Source organism: Nostoc flagelliforme FACHB-838 (genome assembly GCF_014698065.1).
Taxonomy (GTDB): domain Bacteria; phylum Cyanobacteriota; class Cyanobacteriia; order Cyanobacteriales; family Nostocaceae; genus Nostoc; species Nostoc flagelliforme_B.
In genome coordinates this window covers 30,284-49,533 of the sequence record NZ_JACJSI010000041.1, presented here as the reverse complement: position 1 = coordinate 49,533, position 19,250 = coordinate 30,284, and the positions used below count along the sequence as shown (strand labels likewise).

Below are 19,250 nucleotides of genomic sequence, written 5' to 3'. Positions count from 1 at the left end.
AGATGTTACGCATTCTTCTAATTGATGATAATTTGAATGACCGCCTACTGGCGATTCATGTACTAAAGCAAGAGTTTTTTGACCTCCAGTTTCACGAAATTGTTCAAGCAAAAGACTTAGAACAAGCATTGGAGACAGGGCAGTTTGATTTAGTAATAACTGACTATCAATTACGCTGGAGCGATGGCTTAACCGTGATCCGGGCAATTAAAAACCGTTATCCTGATTGCCCAGTAGTAATGTTTACCAGTAGTGGAACCCAAGAAGTTGCTGTTGAGGCAATGAAATCAGGATTAGAAGATTACATCATCAAGTCTCCTAAGCACTATGTTCGGTTGCCCGCAGCAGTCCGCCGAGCAATAGAGCGGACTGAAGCTCAACGTAAAGTAGTCAGGCTAGAATCACGCCTTCAAACTTTGCTGAATAATTTAAATGTGGGAATTTATCGCTTAACGGCAGATGGCACTTTACTCGAAGGCAATCGGGCATTTCTGCGGCTGTTAGGTTTAAATTCTCTAATTGAAATTCCCGCGAATCATACCCTTGAGGCTTATTTCCAACCATTGGACTATGCCCAAGTTCTCAACCAATTAAAGCAAAATAGCGAAACCCACGATCGCGAGATTCAATTGCGACGAGCGAATGGTACTCTAATTTGGGTGCGAATTAGCACAACTTTGACCAAAGTAAATGGTATAACAACTGTTATTGACGGCTTAATAGAGGATATTAGCGAACGCAAACAAGCTGAGAAAGCTCTACACGAGAGTGAGGAACGCGCAAGGCTTGCTGTTAACGTCAGTCGCCTTGGGACTTGGCATTATGACCCCAGTACGAACCTCATTGAGTTGGACAAGCGGATGCGCGAGATTTGGGGCGAACCTGATGACACTGCGATTATCCCTCTGTCAATGGTGATAGAGCGCATCCACCCAGATGACCGGGAGCGTGTAGCAAACGCCGTCAGCAATGCGCTCGACCCGATGTCATTGGGTACTTATGAAATTGACTATCGGCTCGTGTGGAACGATGGAACTGAGCGGTGGATATTTGCTAATGGGCAGGTGCAATTTGAGGGAGAGGGGGTGTCTAAGCAAGCAGTGAGATTCCTCGGAACCGCACTCGACATCACCGAACGCAAACGAGCAGAAGAACGGCTGCATCTGCTGTATGAAACGACCAGCGATTTACTGGCCACGGAACATCCCATGCAGTTGATGAATAACTTATTTAACAAGCTCTCAGCCCAGCTAGAGTTACATTATTACTACAACTACATGGTTGAGGTAAAAGACAACCAGCAAATGCTGCATCTGAACAACTATGGGGGGATCTCTGAGGCAACGGCTCAGTCGTTCGAATGGATTGAATTTGGTGAATATCTTTGCGGACTGGTGGCACAAGAGCGACAGCAAATTGTCTTTGATCAAGCGCAAATCTCCAGCCATCCCAACGCGCAGCTTCTCAGCTCAATCGGCATCACGGCTTTTGCTGGACAACCGTTAATTGTGCAGGGACGGTTCCTGGGGACGCTCTCGTTTGCCAGCCGCACCCGCACCTGCTTTACTCCCGAAGAAATTGATCTGCTGCAATCCACCTGTGAGCAGATGGCGATCGCTATTGAGCGAGCAAACCTACTGGCTTCAATCCAGCAACAAGCTCAACAATTGCAACAAGCCAACCGGATTAAAGATGAGTTTCTGGCAGTGTTATCCCATGAGTTGCGATCGCCTCTTAATCCGATTTTGGGTTGGTCGAAACTGCTCCAAACCTCTAAGCTTGACGAAGCCAAAACCGCTTATGCCCTCAACGCGATCGAACGCAATGCCAAGTTACAGTCTGAACTGATTGAAGACTTGCTAGATGTCTCCCGAATTTTGCAAGGCAAACTTAGCCTGAATGTTTACCCAGTTAATTTAATCTCGATCATTCAAGCTGCAATGGAAACTGTGCAGCTGGCTGCTGAAAGCAAGTCGATTCAAATTCAGATGAGGCTTGAACCAAATGTAGGGCAAGTTTTGGGCGATGCGAACCGATTACAGCAAGTGATTTGGAATCTCCTCTCGAACGCGATTAAGTTCACTGACATCAGGGGACGAGTGGATATCCATCTGAAGCAAGTTAGCTCTTTTGCCGAAATCACTGTTATCGATACAGGTCAAGGAATTCACCCTGATTTTCTCCCCTATGTGTTTGAATACTTCCGCCAAGCAGATAGTGCTACAACCAGAAAGTTTGGTGGACTGGGGTTAGGGTTGGCGATCGTCCGTCACTTAGTCGAATTGCATGGCGGAACTGTTCAGGTAGAAAGTCCAGGTGAAGGTCAGGGGGCAACCTTTACTGTGAGACTTCCGCTTATGCCAACTCCACCCCAGAGGAACGCGGACAGTAAACCGTCTGAGCCATCCTTAAATTTACATGACATCAAAGTTTTGGTGGTAGATGATAATGCAGATACACGGGAGTTTATTGCTTTCATGCTAGAGATGTATGGGGCGAATGTAACAACTGTCACCTCAGCCGTGGAAGCTCTCGCCACTTTTACCCAGTATAGAGTAGACGTGCTACTCAGCGATATTGGGATGCCAGAAATGGATGGCTATATGCTGATGCGTCAACTAAGAGCCTTGCCGTGCCAACAGGGTGGGAAGATTCCAGCGATCGCCTTAACAGCCTACGCTGGAGAAATTAACTATCAAAAGGCTATAGAGGCAGGTTTTCAAGCCCATATTCCGAAGCCAATCGACCCAGCAAAGCTGGTTGAGACAATTGCCGACTTGGTTAGAAAGAGCCAGTAGTGATTTGGATTCTTCGGTTTAACGAATTCCTACTTATCGGCGCTCCACTTATGCAATGCCTTCTTTGCCGTTCATCAAAGTCAGGTAACTGCCCAGTACTTCACTAATTTGCTCTGCCAGTTTCAATGGACGGAAAGGCTTGGCAAAAATAGCAGCAACATCCAAATCAGTAAAACTCTCTCGATCCGATTGCTGAAATTTGGCTGTTAATAAAATTACTGGAATTTTTTTAGTGGCAGGGTTAGCTTTCAATTGTTGCAGAGTTGCACGCCCATCCATATCAGGCATCATCATATCTAGTAAAATGACATCTAGTTTATGGTTAACAGCTACGTTTAAGGCTTCTTGACCAGAACTAGCTGTCAAAACATTCCAGCCAGCACCCATTTCTAATCCCAACTTTGCGATCGCCCGCACATCTTCTTCATCATCAACAATCAAGATATTTTTGCTCATAATGACACTCTTGTACAATGTACGTGCTGATTTGCTTGATCGCTCTTGAGATATTCTAAAGCTAAATCGGGGAAAAGTAGGGGAAAATTAAACAGTTAGAAACCATTTATGAGAAAGCTGCCAAAGGTAACATTACATAAAACGTGCTACCTTCACCTAAAGTGCTTTGAACCCAGATTTTGCCATTATGTTGCTGGATGATATCTCGGCAAATAGCCAGTCCTAAACCTGTTCCTCCTTTGTTGCGGGAGTCGGATGCATCCACCTGCTGAAAGCGCTCGAAAATTATTTGTAATTTATCTTCAGGAATTCCTCGCCCTTGATCTTGGATAGTAATCAAAAGGTATTTGGGTAATAAAGGCTCATTTTCTTTAGACTCAACGCCTTTGGATTCTGAGAGAGTGGCACTTATATACACCGTGTCTCCTGGTTCAGAAAACTTGATAGCGTTGCTCAGTAAATTAGTCAGGGTTTGCAAAAGGCGATCGGGATCTGCCCAAAGTTCAACTTCTACAGGATTTATAATCAATTTAACTTGTAATTGATCTGCCATTGCTTGCATCGCTTCTGTGGCCATAGTTAGCAAGTCTGCGGCGTTGTACTTCATCTTCCGTGTGAAGATTTTGCCCGATTTCATCCGCTCTAAATCGAGAATATCGTTCACTAAACGAATTAGGCGTTCAGTATTAGTGGTGGCAATGCTTAGAACTTTTTGGCCTTGTTGATTTAGAGTTCCCAGTTGTTCTGAACCCAATAAATCTAATGCTCCCATTGTGGAAGTTAAAGGTGTACGCAATTCATGACTGACTAAAGAGATAAATTCGTTTTCTAGACGTTTGCGTTCGGTGATGTCATTGGCAATTAATAAAGCACACGGTACTCCAGCTAAGTCAATCAATTCGAGAGATATTAGTATGGTTTTAAGTTCTGCATACTTAGTTGAAAATTCAAATTCTAGATTGTACAGTGACCCACTTTCTGGCAGAAGTTGAATTGTTTGAGCGATCGCTACTGTATCCTTACCTAAATTAAGTTCAGCAACCGTATAACCAATCACTTCCTCTAGACAATAGCCGCTCATTTTCAAGAAACTGGGATTGACATCAATAAAACGAGCATCTGAGACTGTAGCGATCGCGATCGGATTGGGACTAGAGCGAAAAACTTTAGTAAACTTCTCTTCTGCTTTGGCGCGATCGTGAATTTCCTGCTGCAACCGCTCATTTTGAGCTTGGAGTTGTTGTTGCAGTTTCCAAATCGTCAAGTGATTTTCAATTCGTGCTAAAACCTCTTCGAGTTGAAAAGGCTTAGTTATATAGTCCACCCCACCAACTGCAAACGCTTTCACTTTATCCAGCACATCACCCAAAGCACTGATAAAAATTACTGGAATTTCGCGGGTGCGATCGCTTGCTTTCAGGTGTTGGCAGACTTCATAACCATTCATCTCCGGCATATTCACATCCAGTAAAATCAGGTCGGGGGGAACTGCATTTGCCCCCCGTAACCCCGTAGAACCTTTAGTTACACTCCGAACTTTGTATCCCTGTTCTGTCAACATGGCAGATAGGAGGTTCAAGTTCTCTGGTGTATCATCAATTACCAGTATATCTGCTTTGGGGAAGTTGAATGGCTCTTTAGGCATGGCAATATCGACTTTAGCCAGAATAGGCTACTAATTCTTTCTAGAGATTTTAACCTTAGTTCAATGTCTTAATAATCAGTTACAAAAAAATATTAATTACCCTTTTATCTCCCCTAGTTCTCCCCGATTAATTTCTAATGTTAAAAGCATCAAATCAAGTTTGTAGATTACACCTACCAAATAAGTGTCCCTACTAAGAACGGCTATATATAAACAGCACGCAGACTTCGCTTTCGCTAGTAAATAAACCTATTTCTAGAAAAATTATATGTACTCAAGAACAAACAACCAACTCTATTCCATACCAAAAGCTGTCCGCCTTTTCGCTTCTAGTGCCCTGAGTTTAGGTCTTACCGCCAGCCTTGTTTTTTACCCAAGCGCGAGTCAGGCGGGTAAAAACGACACTGGAGTGCCTGCCGAACTCCAAGGCGAGTGGCGGTATGGTCGAATCTCGTCTATCCAATACCAAGACAGCTATACAGGCCAATCAGCAGCCCCAAATGGTTCAAGCGATCAATTTCAACTCTCATCTAACGGTAATTACAAGCGAAATAGGCTGCTTCAAATCAACACGTACAACTGTGCATCTAACCTCTTCATAGAAGAAAAAGGCAAAGTTAAGATTGAGGCTCAACGCTTTACTTTCCAACCTAGCGACAGCACATCTAAAGGGCAAATCTGCAATAGCGGGCGCACCTACGAAAGCCGTAATACGGCAAAGGCTGAGACTTACGAGTGGTCAATTGAAACGAATGAGTATGGGCAGCAAGTTCTCGTACTTGCAACCCCCGATGGCAAGGGTCGATCTCATTATGGACGACCCCAGTAAGCTAATATAGCGGTTCCCATTCAGATGGGGTACAAGATTATATTGCAAGGTGTAGGGGCACGGCAGTGCCGTGCCCTTACGGGTGTACCTCACGTAAACGAGAACCGCTATAAGCATTCAAGTTGCATAGAACCCAATGGGCTTAGATTAAGCATTTTTTCTCTTTGCTGCTCTCCCTACCTCCCCTAGTTCTCCCCGATTGTTTCCTAATTTATAAAATATCAAACTGAGGTTATTCCATGATTCACCATATTTCAATTGCTGTTAGAAATCCTAGCCACGTTGCTCAAGTTCTGGCAGAAATCTTAAAAGCGCAAGCTGTTCCCTTTCCTCCTAACCCAGGAAGCTATATGGTTCTAACTTTTGATAAATACGGTACAGCTATTGAACTTTATCCTTTAGGCTCTCAAATTGAACCTGGGGAAGCTGATGAAGAATGTGTATTTGTTCGTACTGCAATTACCTCTATGTATACAGATATTCATGCAGCTATTTCTGTACCCATTAGCCAGGAAGAAATTGAAAAAATCGGTGTCCGTGAAGGTTGGCGTGTGGTGCGCTGTAACCGCGATTCTCTCTTTGATGTGATTGAGTTTTGGGTGGAAAACAGATTGATGATTGAATTGCTGACGCCAGAAATGGTATCTCAGTATTTAAAATTTGCCACTCAGCAAGAAAACCTGAACTATTTTTTGGCAGAACCAGCTTTAGCAACAAATTAATAAACTTTAAGCATTTAACTTGCATGGTTACAGTTCATAGAAATTAAATGCTTATTTTTTACTCTAATATTTGCTAAAAAAGTTCTATCATAAAAATTGCGATCGCTAATTAAATCTAACTTGATTAATTACAAGTTATTCTCTGTTAGCCCAATGATTTCATCGAAGCAGAAGCTGCGGACTAAATTTGCCAATTTTTCTGCCAAAGCAGAATGTGTTTGTGGAATTTGCTCAATTAATTGGAAAATCCTTTCAGCATCAACTTCAACGGCTGCTTGATTAAGTTCTGTTACCCATTGGACAGGCATAACGGTAATTGCAGAGCAAAGATCCAAGATGGAAAATTCAATATTTTCTAGGTGGTTGTCTGTTGCTTCTTCACGGCTTTCTTCTGCGTAAACATAACGCACCTGCAAATATTCAGCTATTTTTTCAAAAATCACCTGCTCCCGGAATGGCTTACGAACCAAGTCGTCGCAACCTGCGGCTAAGATACTTGCTTGTTGTTCTTCAAAAGCACTAGCAGTTAAGGCAATAATAACGGTGTGGAAATTTGCATTTGTACTTCTTTCCCTGGCTCTAATCTCTTTAGTTGCATCGTAACCGTTGATTACAGGCATCCGCATATCCATCCAAATTAGATGAGGTTGCCAGGTTTGCCAAATAGCGATCGCTTCTTGTCCATTATTCGCAGCCTTAATCTCAAAGCCAATACTACCAAGAAGTTGTACAATTAAATCGCGGTTTTCTTTGCGGTCATCCACTACCAGAACCCGGTAAGATGGTTGGTCTGCTGCCAGCTTGAGTACACGCCCCTTACTTAACTTTGGCAAAGCTTTCAAAGCTGCGGCTAAATTCACTTGGATGTCAAAACTAAAAGTAGATCCTTGCCCAACCCTACTCGTCAACTGAATATCGCCCCCCAGTAACCGCACAAATTGACGGCTGATAGTCAGCCCTAGTCCAGTTCCCTCCTTAGTTTGGATACCGCTTGTTGTCTGGACAAAAGGCTGAAACAGGTTATTCATTTCTTCTGGTGCTATTCCCCGTCCAGTGTCTTCGACTTCAAAGTGAAGGGATGGGGCATGGGGCATGGGGTATGAGGCAGGGATCAATAGTTCTTCCTCCCCTGCTCCCCCTGCTTCCCCTGCTCCTCTACTCTCACTTCCTGCTCCCTGCTTCCTGCTCCCTAAGCTCACTCGTAACGTTACTCCCCCTGTTTGAGTAAACTTGACGGCGTTACCTAAAAGGTTAATCAGGACTTGGCGGAGCTTACCTTCATCTGTTTGGATATAACGGGGGAGATTGGGAGCAATTTCAAATCTGAGGAACAATTGCTTTGTTTGTGCCCTTACCTGGAACATTTCTTGTAACGTTTGCAACAACAGATAAAGGTCGAAATCTTCAGCGTTGAAAATGATTTGTCCAGCCTCAATTTTGGACATTTCTAGGACATCGTTAATCAGATTGAGCAAGTGTTCGCCACTACGGTTAATGGTAGCCAAAGATTCACGTTGGTTTGAGTTAAGACTAGTGTCTCGTTCCATCAACTGAGAAAAACCCAGAATTGCATTCAAGGGCGTGCGGAGTTCGTGACTCATGTTAGCTAAGAAAGCACTTTTGGCGCGGTTGGCAGTTTCGGCGGCTTCTTTGGCAATTCTCAGCGCTTCTTCTGCTTGATGTCTGGCTCGACCGATCGCAATTATTTCACCTATCAGCTTTAATAGATTCACATCCTCTTGACTCCAGGTTTGACACAAGTGAATCATTGCTGTACCGACAAATCCGACTACTTTGCCAGAGTGAAGCATGGGTACAGCAACTACAGACTGAAACGACATCCCCTCAAATAGCTTTCTTTCTGCTGTATCAGGTGGCAATTCTGCCACACAAGGGATTTGTATATGGTTGCCACGCAGAATTGGAGCATAAAAATAGGGAAAACTTTCCACAGGCGATCCTTTGGCAAGAGTAATCAATGGCTCGACACCTTCGCCACACCATTCATGAATCAGGTCGAATCGGCTTTGATCTTCAGATAATTCAAAAATGCAGCTGTGTTCGGCACTAATAAACTCAGCGATCGCTCGCAGTGTAAAATTAATTGCTGTTTCTAAATTTTGGTCAATAAATTGGCGAGAAATGCTACTGAGTAAACTTTCTGCTTGAGTTCGACGTTGCAGGGCTGCTTCTGCTTGTTTGCGATCGCTAATATCACGAGCTACACCCACAATCTGAAAATTACCTTGGGCATCTTGTGTGCGGACTGCATTAGCAGTTAGCCAAACCCAGCCTTTAGTTCGATGTTTGGCGCGGTACTCAGTCCCCGAAATTCCCTCACCTGTTGCGAGGATACTTTGGGCTACTTCTAGACAGTTTTGCACATCGTCAGGATGAGTAAAGAATGCCAAGGAATTGCCCTCCATTTCGCTGGGGGCAAATCCGGTGGTATTCAAGATATTAGGGGAAATATAGTTAAATACCCCATCAGGATTGATGACAAACAGCATATCGTTGACCTTTTCAACGATAGTGCGAAACTTTAACTCACTTTGCTGTAGGGCTGCTTCTGCTTGTTTTCGTTCTAATTCAGCACCGGCACGGGCAGCAAAGATTTTAATAATCAGTTCTCGTCCGGGATCGGGCTTCATTGGTTTGACATCTATCACTGCTAGATGTCCGATAATTTCGCCGGCTGAACTGGTTAGAGGAACGCCAAAAAAACTCTCGGCATTCATCTTTACTAAATCTATATCTTTCGGGAAAGTAGCTTGCACTGCTTGAGGGTAGTGGCACATATTGCCTTGCAAGGTATGTTCACAAGGAGTTCCCTGCAATTCATACTCTAAGTTCTCGTTAATAGCCCCACTACACCAAAATGCCAAAGTGCGAACTCTAGTTTTTGGCTCATCACCAAACTCAGTGACTAGGGCATATTGAACTTGCAACACCTCGGCAAGGTAACGAACGCAGGAATTGAAAAATTCATCACCTGTTTTTGCTGCTGTGCCCTCAACAATTAAGTGTAAAGCCTGTTCTTGCTGTTTGCGAGCGCTAATATCTGTAAAGACAGAATCGAGACAAGATTCTTCGGCATTGAGACGGAGTGACAACAGTACCCAAACAAGCGAACCATCAAGCCGCCGCAGTGCTACTTCAAAATTACGAACTTCACCGTCCTTTTCTAACTCTGCTAACATTTGCACGCGATCGTCTGGATTAACATATAAGTCAGTTGTGAAATACTTGTCAATTAAGTCAGCAGCAGAGGTAAAGCCTAATATCTCAGCCCCACGTTGATTAGCATCGATAATCAATCCATCTTTTTGGCAGGTACGGAAAATCCCCACTTGGGAATTTTCAAAGATGTTACGGTATTTCATTTCACTACGACGCAAAGCTTCTTCTGCTTGCTTGCGTTCTGTAATGTCACGTCCCACGCCGATGATCGCAATTCCATCACTGGGAGTGTTGATTGTCGAAGTGTTAAAGTTGAACCATCGCCAGCTGCCGTCTCTGTGTCTTAATCGCACCTCAATATCAGTCAGCTTTTCTCCAGTCGCAGTCCTTTGTAAGGCTGACATACTAATTGTTGAATCTTCAGGCTCGACGAACTCCATCATAGAATGGCCTTCCACTTCTGCCAGGCTATATCCCAGAATTGGGGTAACATTAGGCGAATGATAGGTAAAGGTTCCGTTGGGGGTGAGGACAAATATCAGGTCATTGGCATTTTCGATGATAGTACGGAACTTTAACTCACTCTCCTGGAGGGCTTGTTGGGCGCGTTTGCGTTCTGTGGCATCAGTCCCGACTGAAAGTATTTCGATTAAGTTTCCTTGTGTATCTAAAATAGGTTTATTGGCCCAGACTATCCAGACGCGATCGCCATTTTGGCATAAGTTCTCATTTTCGTTGAATAGATAGTTTTCTGGATGCTGACAAATATCAACCATTAGTGTCTGTAAGTCGCGCCCAGAAGTTTCGGTTTCTGGAACAATTGTGCCGATGACATTACGTCCGATAATTTCATCTAAATCGAAACCAAAAAGTCTTTGACCATAATCATTTAAAAATATGATGTCGCCGTTACCGTCCCAACGCAGAATGACGCAGTTGGCTGTTTGCACCAAATCCCGATACTGGACTTCGCTTTGTCGCAAGGCTTCCTCAGTGCGTTTGCGAGCAGTAATATCGCGCACTATCGCCAAGAGGTGTGGCTTACCATTGTAAGTGCAAGTTGTTCCTTTAACTTCCACATCGATCAAAGTGCCATCTTTGCAGATATCAACTGCTGGCCCATAAAATTGCTCACCAGATCGGGTTTTTTCAAAAAACTCTAAAAAAACAGGATATGAGTCTGGGTGAATATAGGCAAATGGATGTAAAGTGATAAATTCTTCATAAGAGTAACCATGCATCTGACAGGCCGCAGGGTTAACTTCGGCGACTTTTTCAGTTTCTATATCAGTAATAAATAATCCATCATTGATAGCTTCAAAAATACTGCGGTATTGTAGCTCACTTTGTCGCAGTGCTTCTTCTGCCCTTTGGCGTTGGGTGATGTCGCGGAAACTCCACACTCTACCAATAATCTGTTCGCCGATACGCTGAGGACAGGAGTATCGCTCAAATATTCTGCCATCTTGCAGTTCTAAGCAGTCGTAACTAACTAGTTCCGGTTGTGAGTATAATTCTCGGACTCGTTGCAAAAACACATCCGGGTCTTTTAACTGGTTTGCCAGATATGCTAGCCGCTGAGGATGATCTGGTTCTGTTAAAAGTTCTGGTGGAATTGACCACATTTCTAAGAACTTTTGGTTGTAATTAGTGATATTACTTAAGCTATCGACTACTAAGATACCGTCTTGAATCGATTCAAAAATAGCGCTTAAAAGAGATAAAGAGTTTTCTAAAGCTACTTGAGTTTGTTTGCGTTCGCTCAAATCTCGCCCTAAAACCACCAGAGCTTTGCGTCTACCATCTTGGTGAAATAGGGGAGCTTTAATCATATCTACACTGCTCATTGTCCCATCAGGTCGGGGTATAACTTCTTCTACCCGATGCACACATCCCAGTTGCCAAGCTTGTTCATCTGTTTTGTCGCAGTTGAGCAAAGCATCGTGATAAAAATTGCTAAATTCTGCTAGTTCTGAGTCTTTTTTGCCTTGATAATCAACGCCTTGTAGCTGTAAAAATTCTAAGTTAGCCTGGTTTGATAGTAACCATTTTCCCTCGCCATCTTTTAAACAGATAATATCAGGTGTAGCGTTAATTAATGTCTGCAAACGCTCCTCAATCTCTTGCAAAGATTCTTGAGTTTGTTTTGCCAGAGTGATATCCCGAATCACCAGTATTGCACATTGATCATCACTCACTCCGGTACAGTTACCGGAGATGTCTAGTGTTAAAGTCTGCTCATACTGCTGGAACTGGTAATTTGCTGTTTCGTACTCACCATTGAGTATCCGCACATCAGGATAGCAGGGTAAAGCAACTGGTTGTCCTGCTTGTGCTAATGGTAGTAAGTCAGTTAACTTTGCGCCGCAGACAGTGTTATGGGGTCGATTCACCAAACGCTCAAAGCTAGGATTGCACCATTGAATGTGTCGATCTTCTCCTACCCAGACTACAGCATCAGCGATCGCACCTAATGTTACTTCCATCTTGGTGAGGGTAGCTTGCAATTGCTTTACCTGCTCCAATTGTTTAGCGCTCATCACCAACTCCTTAATATCTCCTAGATAAATCAATTTTGTATAGCGATTGTATCTTTAAGTTGATCATTAGCATATTTAACTACAGCAAAACTACATATTGGCTTTAAATATTACAGCAAATACGCATATATCAGCATTATAAAAAGGTAGAGAGCAAGGGTAGAAATACTAAATACCTAGTTTTCAATCCCCCAATTAATCCGTGCGGAAAAAATTTCCCGCTGTTGCAACTATCTCCCCTAGTTCTCCCCTATTTCTTTCTAAATTCAAATCAGAGAAGCAGAGAACACCGAGCAAAACAAGCGCAAATCTCTGCTGTGTCAATAAGTCAACAAAAACGGAGAACAAATCTATGTTACACCAAGTTAAAGAATTGCTTCAAAACGCACAACTACAACAGCAAATTAAAGCAGCAACTAACCAAGCAGAAGCCATCAAAGTGCTAGCGATCGCTAGTGCAGAGAAAGGTTATAACTTCACATCTGAAGCCATTTCTCAAATGCTGACAGAACTGACCTTTGTGGACTCCAATGAACTGAGTGAACAAGAATTACTCAGTGTTAGTGGTGGACTGATGGCTGATAGTGCGCCTAAGCTATGTCATACAGAAGGCTGTGGTGGCGGACACTGCTAAAAAAGGTATGTAGTTTCTCTTTCTCTTTGGTATTGTAGCCTCCAAAGTCAGGTTGTTTTTCTAAAAGAGCTTTTTAGATCCAACTGTTCCAATATTTTAATTTGGATAATTTCCATACTTGGTATTGAGGTTCAATGCAGAAAGAGATACTGCATAACAGATTCCCTCTTGACTTTTTTAATCAAGAAAAAGAGGGAATTTCATTGTTTTCATATTTCTAATCAATAAATTTGAAACTAATTTTTTGTATTTTTAACGATTACAGCAGTTTTCATGTATTTGAACTACACCTGTCGTAGGGGCGCAAGGTCTTGCGCCCCTACTGTATGGTCTATTTACCTGAAAATAGCTTACTACCCTTTTAACTTCCCATCATGAGAAATTCAGGTATGGTTCAACAAGTTGTTCGCTTATCCCCACAAAAAACATCAGACGATTTAAGAGCGATCGCTGCCAATGCTAGCTTTCTCTGGGAACGCCTTGATGAAAGCAGATTTGCAATTAATGGCGATCGAGTCAACGAACAAGAAATTAACCGTCGTAGACATCGCTGGTGCGAAGTTGCAGCAGAAGGTAAATGGGATACGTTACACAAACGCTTACAGTGGGAAGGGCTAAATCTCGATACTGTTAGTTCCAAATTGGGAACCATTGAGTTACTTGCCGATCAACCTTTGCCTAAGTGGGCAGAAACCTTGCAGCAAATCATCCAAACCGCTACAGGATTTAATTCTGCAACCGAAGTATTTTTACCAATCAATTCACAAAATCCGATTACCTTTGAAGATATCCTTTTGCCTGCTATCTTGGTAGCCAGACAGCAATTACTGACTCGCTGCGGCAGTCAATTCACCCAAGAGTGTCTTCCCTTATCGATTCTTTCCCAAGCTGCTTACACCTCTTTGGAACGTGGTCTACTGAAACGATTAGCAGGAATTTGCACAAAGACATTAGATTTTGAATTTTCTCAGGTGCGTCCTTTTGGTCAAAGCTTGCTCGGCTTACTAGGACTGGAGACAGAAAACAATAACACTCACTACACCAAGTTCGTCAATCAACTCTTGGAAGATGGAATGTTGACGTTCTTCCAAAAGTATCCAGTTCTCGGTCGGTTAGTGGCAACAGCAGTCAATTTTTGGGTTGAGTTCACTGCTGAATTTCTCGAACGTTTAGTTGCAGATAGGACAGATATTCAACGAACTTTTGATGAAAGAATTATCCCATTTTCTCAAAACAAAGTTGCCGAAATTCAAACATCCATTTCCGATGCACACAAACGCGGACGAACGGTGATTTTGCTCACCTTTGAGTCTGGACTTAAACTTGTTTATAAACCCAAAGATTTAGGATTAGAGGTTGTCTTTAACCAATTTTTGGATTGGTGCAATCAACACAGCGATCTTTTAGATTTTAAAGTCATTCAGGTGCTAGAGCGCAATGGTTATGGTTGGGTGGAACATGTTGAACAGTTGCCTTGTATGGATGAAGCAGCTGCGAAACGATTCTATCAGCGTTCTGGGATGTTGTTGTGTGTGCTTTACGCTTTGCGGGGAACAGATTGCCATTACGAAAACTTAATTGCCAATGGTGAGCATCTGGTGCTGATTGACATGGAAACGCTGCTGCACCATGAACCAAATCTCATTGAAGACTCACCGCTTACCCAAGATTTAGAAACAACCGCCACACGACAATTTTGGGATTCCGTACTCCGCACCGGACTTTTACCGCGTTGGGACTTTAGTGGCGATCGCAGTGTCGCTTATGATATTAGCGGGCTAGGCAGCACAGATCCCCGATTATCTCCCCGTAAAGTCCCGCGTTGGCAGAACATTAATACAGATAATATGCACCTGTTGTCTGAGCCTGTAACCTTGCCGATTGGGAAAAATGTGCCGTTCTTGGGTGAAGTTCCTCTGTCTCCAAACGATTATCAACTACAAATCACCACTGGGTTTGAGCAGATGTATCGCTTTTTGATGGCGCACAAAGATTTCTTAGTTTCACGCCAAAGTTTGCTATCTGCTATGCAAAATCAGCAGGTGCGCTTTATCTTCCGCAACACCCGCATTTATGGCATCATTCTCCAAAAAGCTTTAGCACCCGATTACCTCAAACACGGCGTAGATTACAGCATTCAACTCGATGTTCTCAGCCGTGCTTTTCTAGTTGCTCAAGATAAACCGAACGCTTTTCCCGTTTTGAGCGCGGAACTTCGAGCAATGGAACAATTAGATATTCCCTTCTTCACGGCTAGCGCGGTGGTTGATGAACTGAGTTTAAACGGTTCTTCTTCCATTCCCAACTACTTCAAGCAATCCAGTTACCAAGACCTGCTCAACCAGTTACAATCTCTAGATGAAACCGACTTAGCTCGACAAGTAGCGATTATTCAAGGCTCCTTCCATGCCAAGATTGCAACCACCTCCAGCCGCCAAGGTGGGCAATGGCAAGGCGAATCGTTACCGTTGCTGAGTTCAGAACAATTGATTGCCGAAGCCAAAGAAATCGCCACTCAACTGGAAACCAGAGCCATTTCTGACCCTGATGGCAGCGTTAACTGGATCGGCTTAGACTTTGTGCCTCGCGCCGAACGATATCAACTGCAAGTATTAAATAATTGTCTCTCTGACGGACGCTCTGGAGTTGCTTTGTTTTTAGCTGCACTAACTCAAGAAACTGGTGATTCCCGTTACCGTGATTTAGCATTGAGGACAGTGCAATCTCTGCGTCGCCAAATCCACACTATCGATCCCGAAACTTGGGAACGCATGGCTCGTTTCATGGGCGTTGGGGGTGCAACAGGTTTAGGGTCAATGATCTATAGCCTGGTAACAATTAGTCAATTCCTCAACGATGCAACGCTGTTGCACGACGCTCAAGTATTAGCCGATTTGATGACACCAGAACTAATTGCTGCCGATGAACACTTGGATATTATGAGCGGAGCAGCCGGGGCAATTTTAGGGTTATTGTCCCTGCATCAAGCCACAGGAGAAGCAACCGTTTTAGAAAAAGCGATCGCCTGTGGACAACATTTAATCAACCGTCAAGTTAGCCACAACGGTGCGCCCAAAGCTTGGCATACTTATTGGGACAAGCCCTTAACTGGCTTTTCTCATGGAGCCGCAGGCATCTCCTATGCCTTGCTCAGACTTTATGCCGCCACCTCAGAAGGCAAGTACTTAGAAGCAGGTTTAGCAGGAATTGAGTATGAGCGTAGCGTCTTTTGCCAGTCTACTGCCAACTGGCCAGACTTCCGCAGAATGGGACAATCAGGACAACCTGACTTTGCAAATAAGTGGTGTCATGGTGCAGCCGGCATTGGTTTGGGACGCTTAGGCAGTTTGAGAATCGTGGAAACGCCGGAAATTCAACAAGAAATTGAAATTGCTCTCCAAACTACTCAGAATTTTGGCTTACAAGCGATCGATCACTTGTGCTGTGGCAACTTCGGTCGGGCGGAAGTGCTGTTAGTCGGTGCAAAAATCTGTTCCCGTCCTGATTGGCATCAAATTGCTCACCAGAATGTAACAAATGTTGTGGCTAGAGCCAAGCGAACTGGAGCTTATCAATTGTTCCCCAACTTACCCAATTCTGTATTTAATCCTGGCTTTTTACCCGGTATATCTGGAATTGGTTATCAATTGCTACGTCTGGCTAACAATGACTTGCCTTCAATATTATTGTGGGATTGAGCTTGCTGTTCATGCTCAAAAATAGCTTTTGACCACACCCTATTAGTTTACCCTAATAGGGTCATAACTAGCCCTTTCAAGGTGTTAGCTGCTGATAAGGGCTACGACTCGAAACAAAAAATTTAAATTCTTATTCACCATATTTTACAAAGTTATAAAAACATAACATATACACGCAATTTAACAAATCTTTTTTATCGTGAACGAATATAAGAAAAATTTCTAGTGTCCTGATAACTATGTAATGGATTGACAGTAAAGGTAATTTAGTAAAACTGCCCGATCCTCAAAAGTTTGAGAAAGCTTTTGCTGATATTTTATGGCAATTACCTTTTGGTAATTTTGAAAGTTCCACAGATGGGATTAAAAATACCACTCAGATTCCCAACAATTTCACCTTTAAAACTGCTCCTTACGTTGCCTCTGGAGAAGCTGCCATTGGCCCGTTTGCTGGATTGAGTGCTTTCAACAGTGCTGTTCACTCTTCAGAAACAAACATCCTTGCATCATACGAACTAATTGCCAAAACTCTCAATATTGACCCAGAAGTATATCTTGGTACTGCTCTTCAAAATGCTGCTGACGAAAGAATACGTTTACCAGAAGGTGTTAAACCCTCAGTATGGTTGCGGACAATTGTACCGGATGCTAGTCTAGCAGAGTTACAAGATCAAGTTGTTGCTCCTGGTGTAGGTAACTATCCAGATTTAAAACCCAACTTGTTAACAGCTAATGGATTAATTTTTAGTCCCCCGACTGGCAATCCTTTAGATAATGCCAGTGGCAAGTTCATGTTTGCTAATAACGCCATATCTGCTTATCAAAATAGCTTAGTACCACCTGCTAACAAGACTCCTGAAAACTGGCAGGCACTGAATAATAATTCAGTCAAACGTGGGGCGAAAGTATTTGAAAAGGCTAATTGTGCAACTTGCCATATTCCCCCCTTCTTCACTGACAACAAAGTTTACCCAGTCGAGAAAATTGGTACTAATCCAGCCCGTGCCCAGGGCAAACGCATCTAAATTACTCTTGATCACAATCAAGCTTAAAAACCAACGAAAAAATCAGGATTTCTCGTTTGGTTTAGTTTCCCAAACTCAAAGCGATGTCTACGACGGGCGGCACCTACGGTAAACCTATATCAGTAAGCTGCTACTAATGCGACTATTTTTTGAGCTTATTGAGAATAAAATCCTTTTGTTGATATGATGCGTTTGCCCTGATCTTTTTGTCCTTTTTGTCAATACTCCACCACTGAATTCTTAGGACTTCTCTTTTTGTGAATGCGTAAGTCTTATAACCTTAAATTAATCAATTTTTAACTTTTTTGGATCAGCATTTATAGTAAAAATGCGTGTACAAGTCAGAGCAATAAGATATTTGAATGTAACAGTTTTTGTTAAGCAGAACACATGACTTTCATGAAGAAAAATGTAGCAATTGCAAGGAGTAGCTGTGTTTTTTTTGAAAAAACTTAATAATAAGTTTCTGAAATTTTTAAGTGTTGCTTTCTTCGTGCTGACGTTAGTTTTCTACCCTTCTCTTTTGGGACGTGTACCGTTAGTCAGCTCACTTTCATCAGAGGTTAGCATTATCCAGGCGTTGGCAAAGCCACTCCAAGGGAGTATCGCTCCTGAAAATGCACCAGCAACCATTCAATTTGATACTAGTCAAGCTGCCTTTGCATCTGAAGGTTCAGATGCAAAAGCCGGCAAGAAAGATCCTGTCCTTGACTTTTTCAAAATGGCGATGGGTGCGTTAGCAGGTTTAGTGCTGTTTATCTTTGGTGTCACCCGTCTTTCTGAAGGGCTAGAAAACCTGGGGACAGAGCGGATGAAAAATTTCTTAAGTAAATGTACTACCAATCGCTTTGCTGGTGTACTTACTGGAGCGGTAGCAACGACGCTATTAGAGTCCTCCTCAGTGACAATCATCATGGTGATTGCAATGGTGAGTGCTGGTGTATTGACCTTCGTGCAATCCCTCGGTGTGGTACTCGGATCTAACATTGGTACAGCAGTCGGGGCACAGATCATCTCTCTCGACATTAAACTGTATGTTCCCCTATTAATGTTTGCCGGGTTATTGCTGTTATTTCTGGGAAAAACAGATCGGCAGAAAACCATCGGCATTATCATACTGGGATTTGGCTTAATGTTCTATGGGCTAGAAGCAATTGACGAAGCGATGAAGCCCTTCCGCACATACAAACCATTCATCACTTGGATGGAAACCTTAGGCAGTAATCCTTTCTTGGGTGCTGTAGTCGGAGCCATTTTTACCGTGATCATTCAATCTTCTTCTGCAACGGTGGCGATCGTGATTACTTTGGCAAGTTCTGGCATAATTGCTCTGCCTGCGGGAATCGCAATTATGTTAGGTGCAGAGGTTGGTACTTGCGCTGATACACTATTGTCTACCATTGGTCGGGGTAGTGCGGCTCTAAGAACAGGCGTTTTTCATTTCCTGTTTAACCTGGTCAGTGCCACTGTGGGGATTATTTTTGCACCTCAACTCGTCCAACTAGCTCAAGTAATCTCCGGTGGAGGTGGCGTAGGGCGACAAGTTGCTAATGCTCAGATGATCTTTAACATCTTAGGTGTTGTGCTTTTAATTGGCTTTTTGCCTATAGTCACTCGCCTGTTAGAAAGGCTCGTTCCTGATAGTCAAGCTGATTTAGAACGGCAACGTCGCCAACAAGAGAAGCAGAAAACGTCTGAACAAGTCGGTGCTAATGCTTAAAGT

At 43.1% G+C, this 19,250-nt stretch carries 10 protein-coding genes; 7 read left to right on the top strand and 3 right to left on the bottom strand.

Annotated elements, in window-relative coordinates; translation table 11 throughout:
- Positions 1-2 precede the first annotated feature (2 nt).
- Positions 3-2,798 (top strand): response regulator, encoded by a 2,796-nt coding sequence (locus tag H6G97_RS20045; protein ID WP_190942464.1) that lies wholly within the window; start codon positions 3-5, stop codon positions 2,796-2,798.
- A gap of 48 nt (positions 2,799-2,846) precedes the next feature.
- On the opposite strand, the gene H6G97_RS20040 is transcribed toward H6G97_RS20045, so the two are convergent.
- Positions 2,847-3,254, bottom strand: a complete 408-nt coding sequence (locus tag H6G97_RS20040; protein ID WP_190942463.1) for a response regulator — start codon at positions 3,252-3,254, stop codon at positions 2,847-2,849.
- Positions 3,255-3,360: 106 nt separating this feature from the next.
- Positions 3,361-4,899 (bottom strand): ATP-binding response regulator, encoded by a 1,539-nt coding sequence (locus H6G97_RS20035; RefSeq protein WP_190942462.1) that lies wholly within the window; start codon positions 4,897-4,899, stop codon positions 3,361-3,363.
- A 268-nt stretch (positions 4,900-5,167) separates the two neighbouring features.
- Here H6G97_RS20035 and H6G97_RS20030 point away from each other — a divergent pair, with 268 nt between their 5' ends.
- Both H6G97_RS20030 and H6G97_RS20025 read left to right on the top strand, forming a co-directional pair.
- Positions 5,168-5,728, top strand: coding sequence for a hypothetical protein (locus tag H6G97_RS20030; protein ID WP_190942461.1), 561 nt, complete (start codon positions 5,168-5,170; stop codon positions 5,726-5,728).
- A gap of 239 nt (positions 5,729-5,967) precedes the next feature.
- Positions 5,968-6,450: a hypothetical protein gene (locus tag H6G97_RS20025; protein ID WP_190942460.1), complete on the top strand. Its 483-nt coding sequence runs from the start codon at positions 5,968-5,970 to the stop codon at positions 6,448-6,450.
- A 128-nt stretch (positions 6,451-6,578) separates the two neighbouring features.
- Here H6G97_RS20025 and H6G97_RS20020 read toward each other — a convergent pair whose 3' ends face one another.
- Positions 6,579-12,170, bottom strand: coding sequence for a PAS domain S-box protein (locus H6G97_RS20020; protein ID WP_190942459.1), 5,592 nt, complete (start codon positions 12,168-12,170; stop codon positions 6,579-6,581).
- A gap of 352 nt (positions 12,171-12,522) precedes the next feature.
- Here H6G97_RS20020 and H6G97_RS20015 point away from each other — a divergent pair, with 352 nt between their 5' ends.
- The 4 genes from H6G97_RS20015 to H6G97_RS20000 all read left to right on the top strand — a co-directional run bounded on the left by H6G97_RS20015 (position 12,523) and on the right by H6G97_RS20000 (position 19,247).
- On the top strand, positions 12,523-12,804 hold the full coding sequence (locus tag H6G97_RS20015) for a Nif11-like leader peptide family natural product precursor (RefSeq protein WP_190942458.1): 282 nt from the start codon (positions 12,523-12,525) through the stop codon (positions 12,802-12,804).
- 389 nt (positions 12,805-13,193) lie between these two features.
- Positions 13,194-16,502, top strand: a complete 3,309-nt coding sequence (locus H6G97_RS20010) for a type 2 lanthipeptide synthetase LanM family protein (protein WP_242055010.1) — start codon at positions 13,194-13,196, stop codon at positions 16,500-16,502.
- A gap of 455 nt (positions 16,503-16,957) precedes the next feature.
- Positions 16,958-17,527, top strand: coding sequence for a di-heme oxidoredictase family protein (locus H6G97_RS20005; protein ID WP_242055009.1), 570 nt, complete (start codon positions 16,958-16,960; stop codon positions 17,525-17,527).
- A gap of 433 nt (positions 17,528-17,960) precedes the next feature.
- Entirely contained in the window at positions 17,961-19,247 is a 1,287-nt protein-coding gene (locus tag H6G97_RS20000; protein ID WP_190942456.1) for a Na/Pi symporter, read from the top strand.
- The last annotated feature ends 3 nt before the right edge of the window (positions 19,248-19,250 follow it).

Bases quoted from the DNA above. Each gene is read 5' to 3' on its own strand.
- H6G97_RS20010 (WP_242055010.1), top strand. From the start codon at position 13,194: ATGGTTCAACAAGTTGTTCGCTTATCCCCACAAAAAACATCAGACGAT.
- H6G97_RS20040 (WP_190942463.1), bottom strand. From the start codon at position 3,254: ATGAGCAAAAATATCTTGATTGTTGATGATGAAGAAGATGTGCGGGCG.
- H6G97_RS20030 (WP_190942461.1), top strand. From the start codon at position 5,168: ATGTACTCAAGAACAAACAACCAACTCTATTCCATACCAAAAGCTGTC.
- H6G97_RS20020 (WP_190942459.1), bottom strand. From the start codon at position 12,170: ATGAGCGCTAAACAATTGGAGCAGGTAAAGCAATTGCAAGCTACCCTC.
- H6G97_RS20015 (WP_190942458.1), top strand. From the start codon at position 12,523: ATGTTACACCAAGTTAAAGAATTGCTTCAAAACGCACAACTACAACAG.
- H6G97_RS20035 (WP_190942462.1), bottom strand. From the start codon at position 4,899: ATGCCTAAAGAGCCATTCAACTTCCCCAAAGCAGATATACTGGTAATT.
- H6G97_RS20045 (WP_190942464.1), top strand. From the start codon at position 3: ATGTTACGCATTCTTCTAATTGATGATAATTTGAATGACCGCCTACTG.
- H6G97_RS20025 (WP_190942460.1), top strand. From the start codon at position 5,968: ATGATTCACCATATTTCAATTGCTGTTAGAAATCCTAGCCACGTTGCT.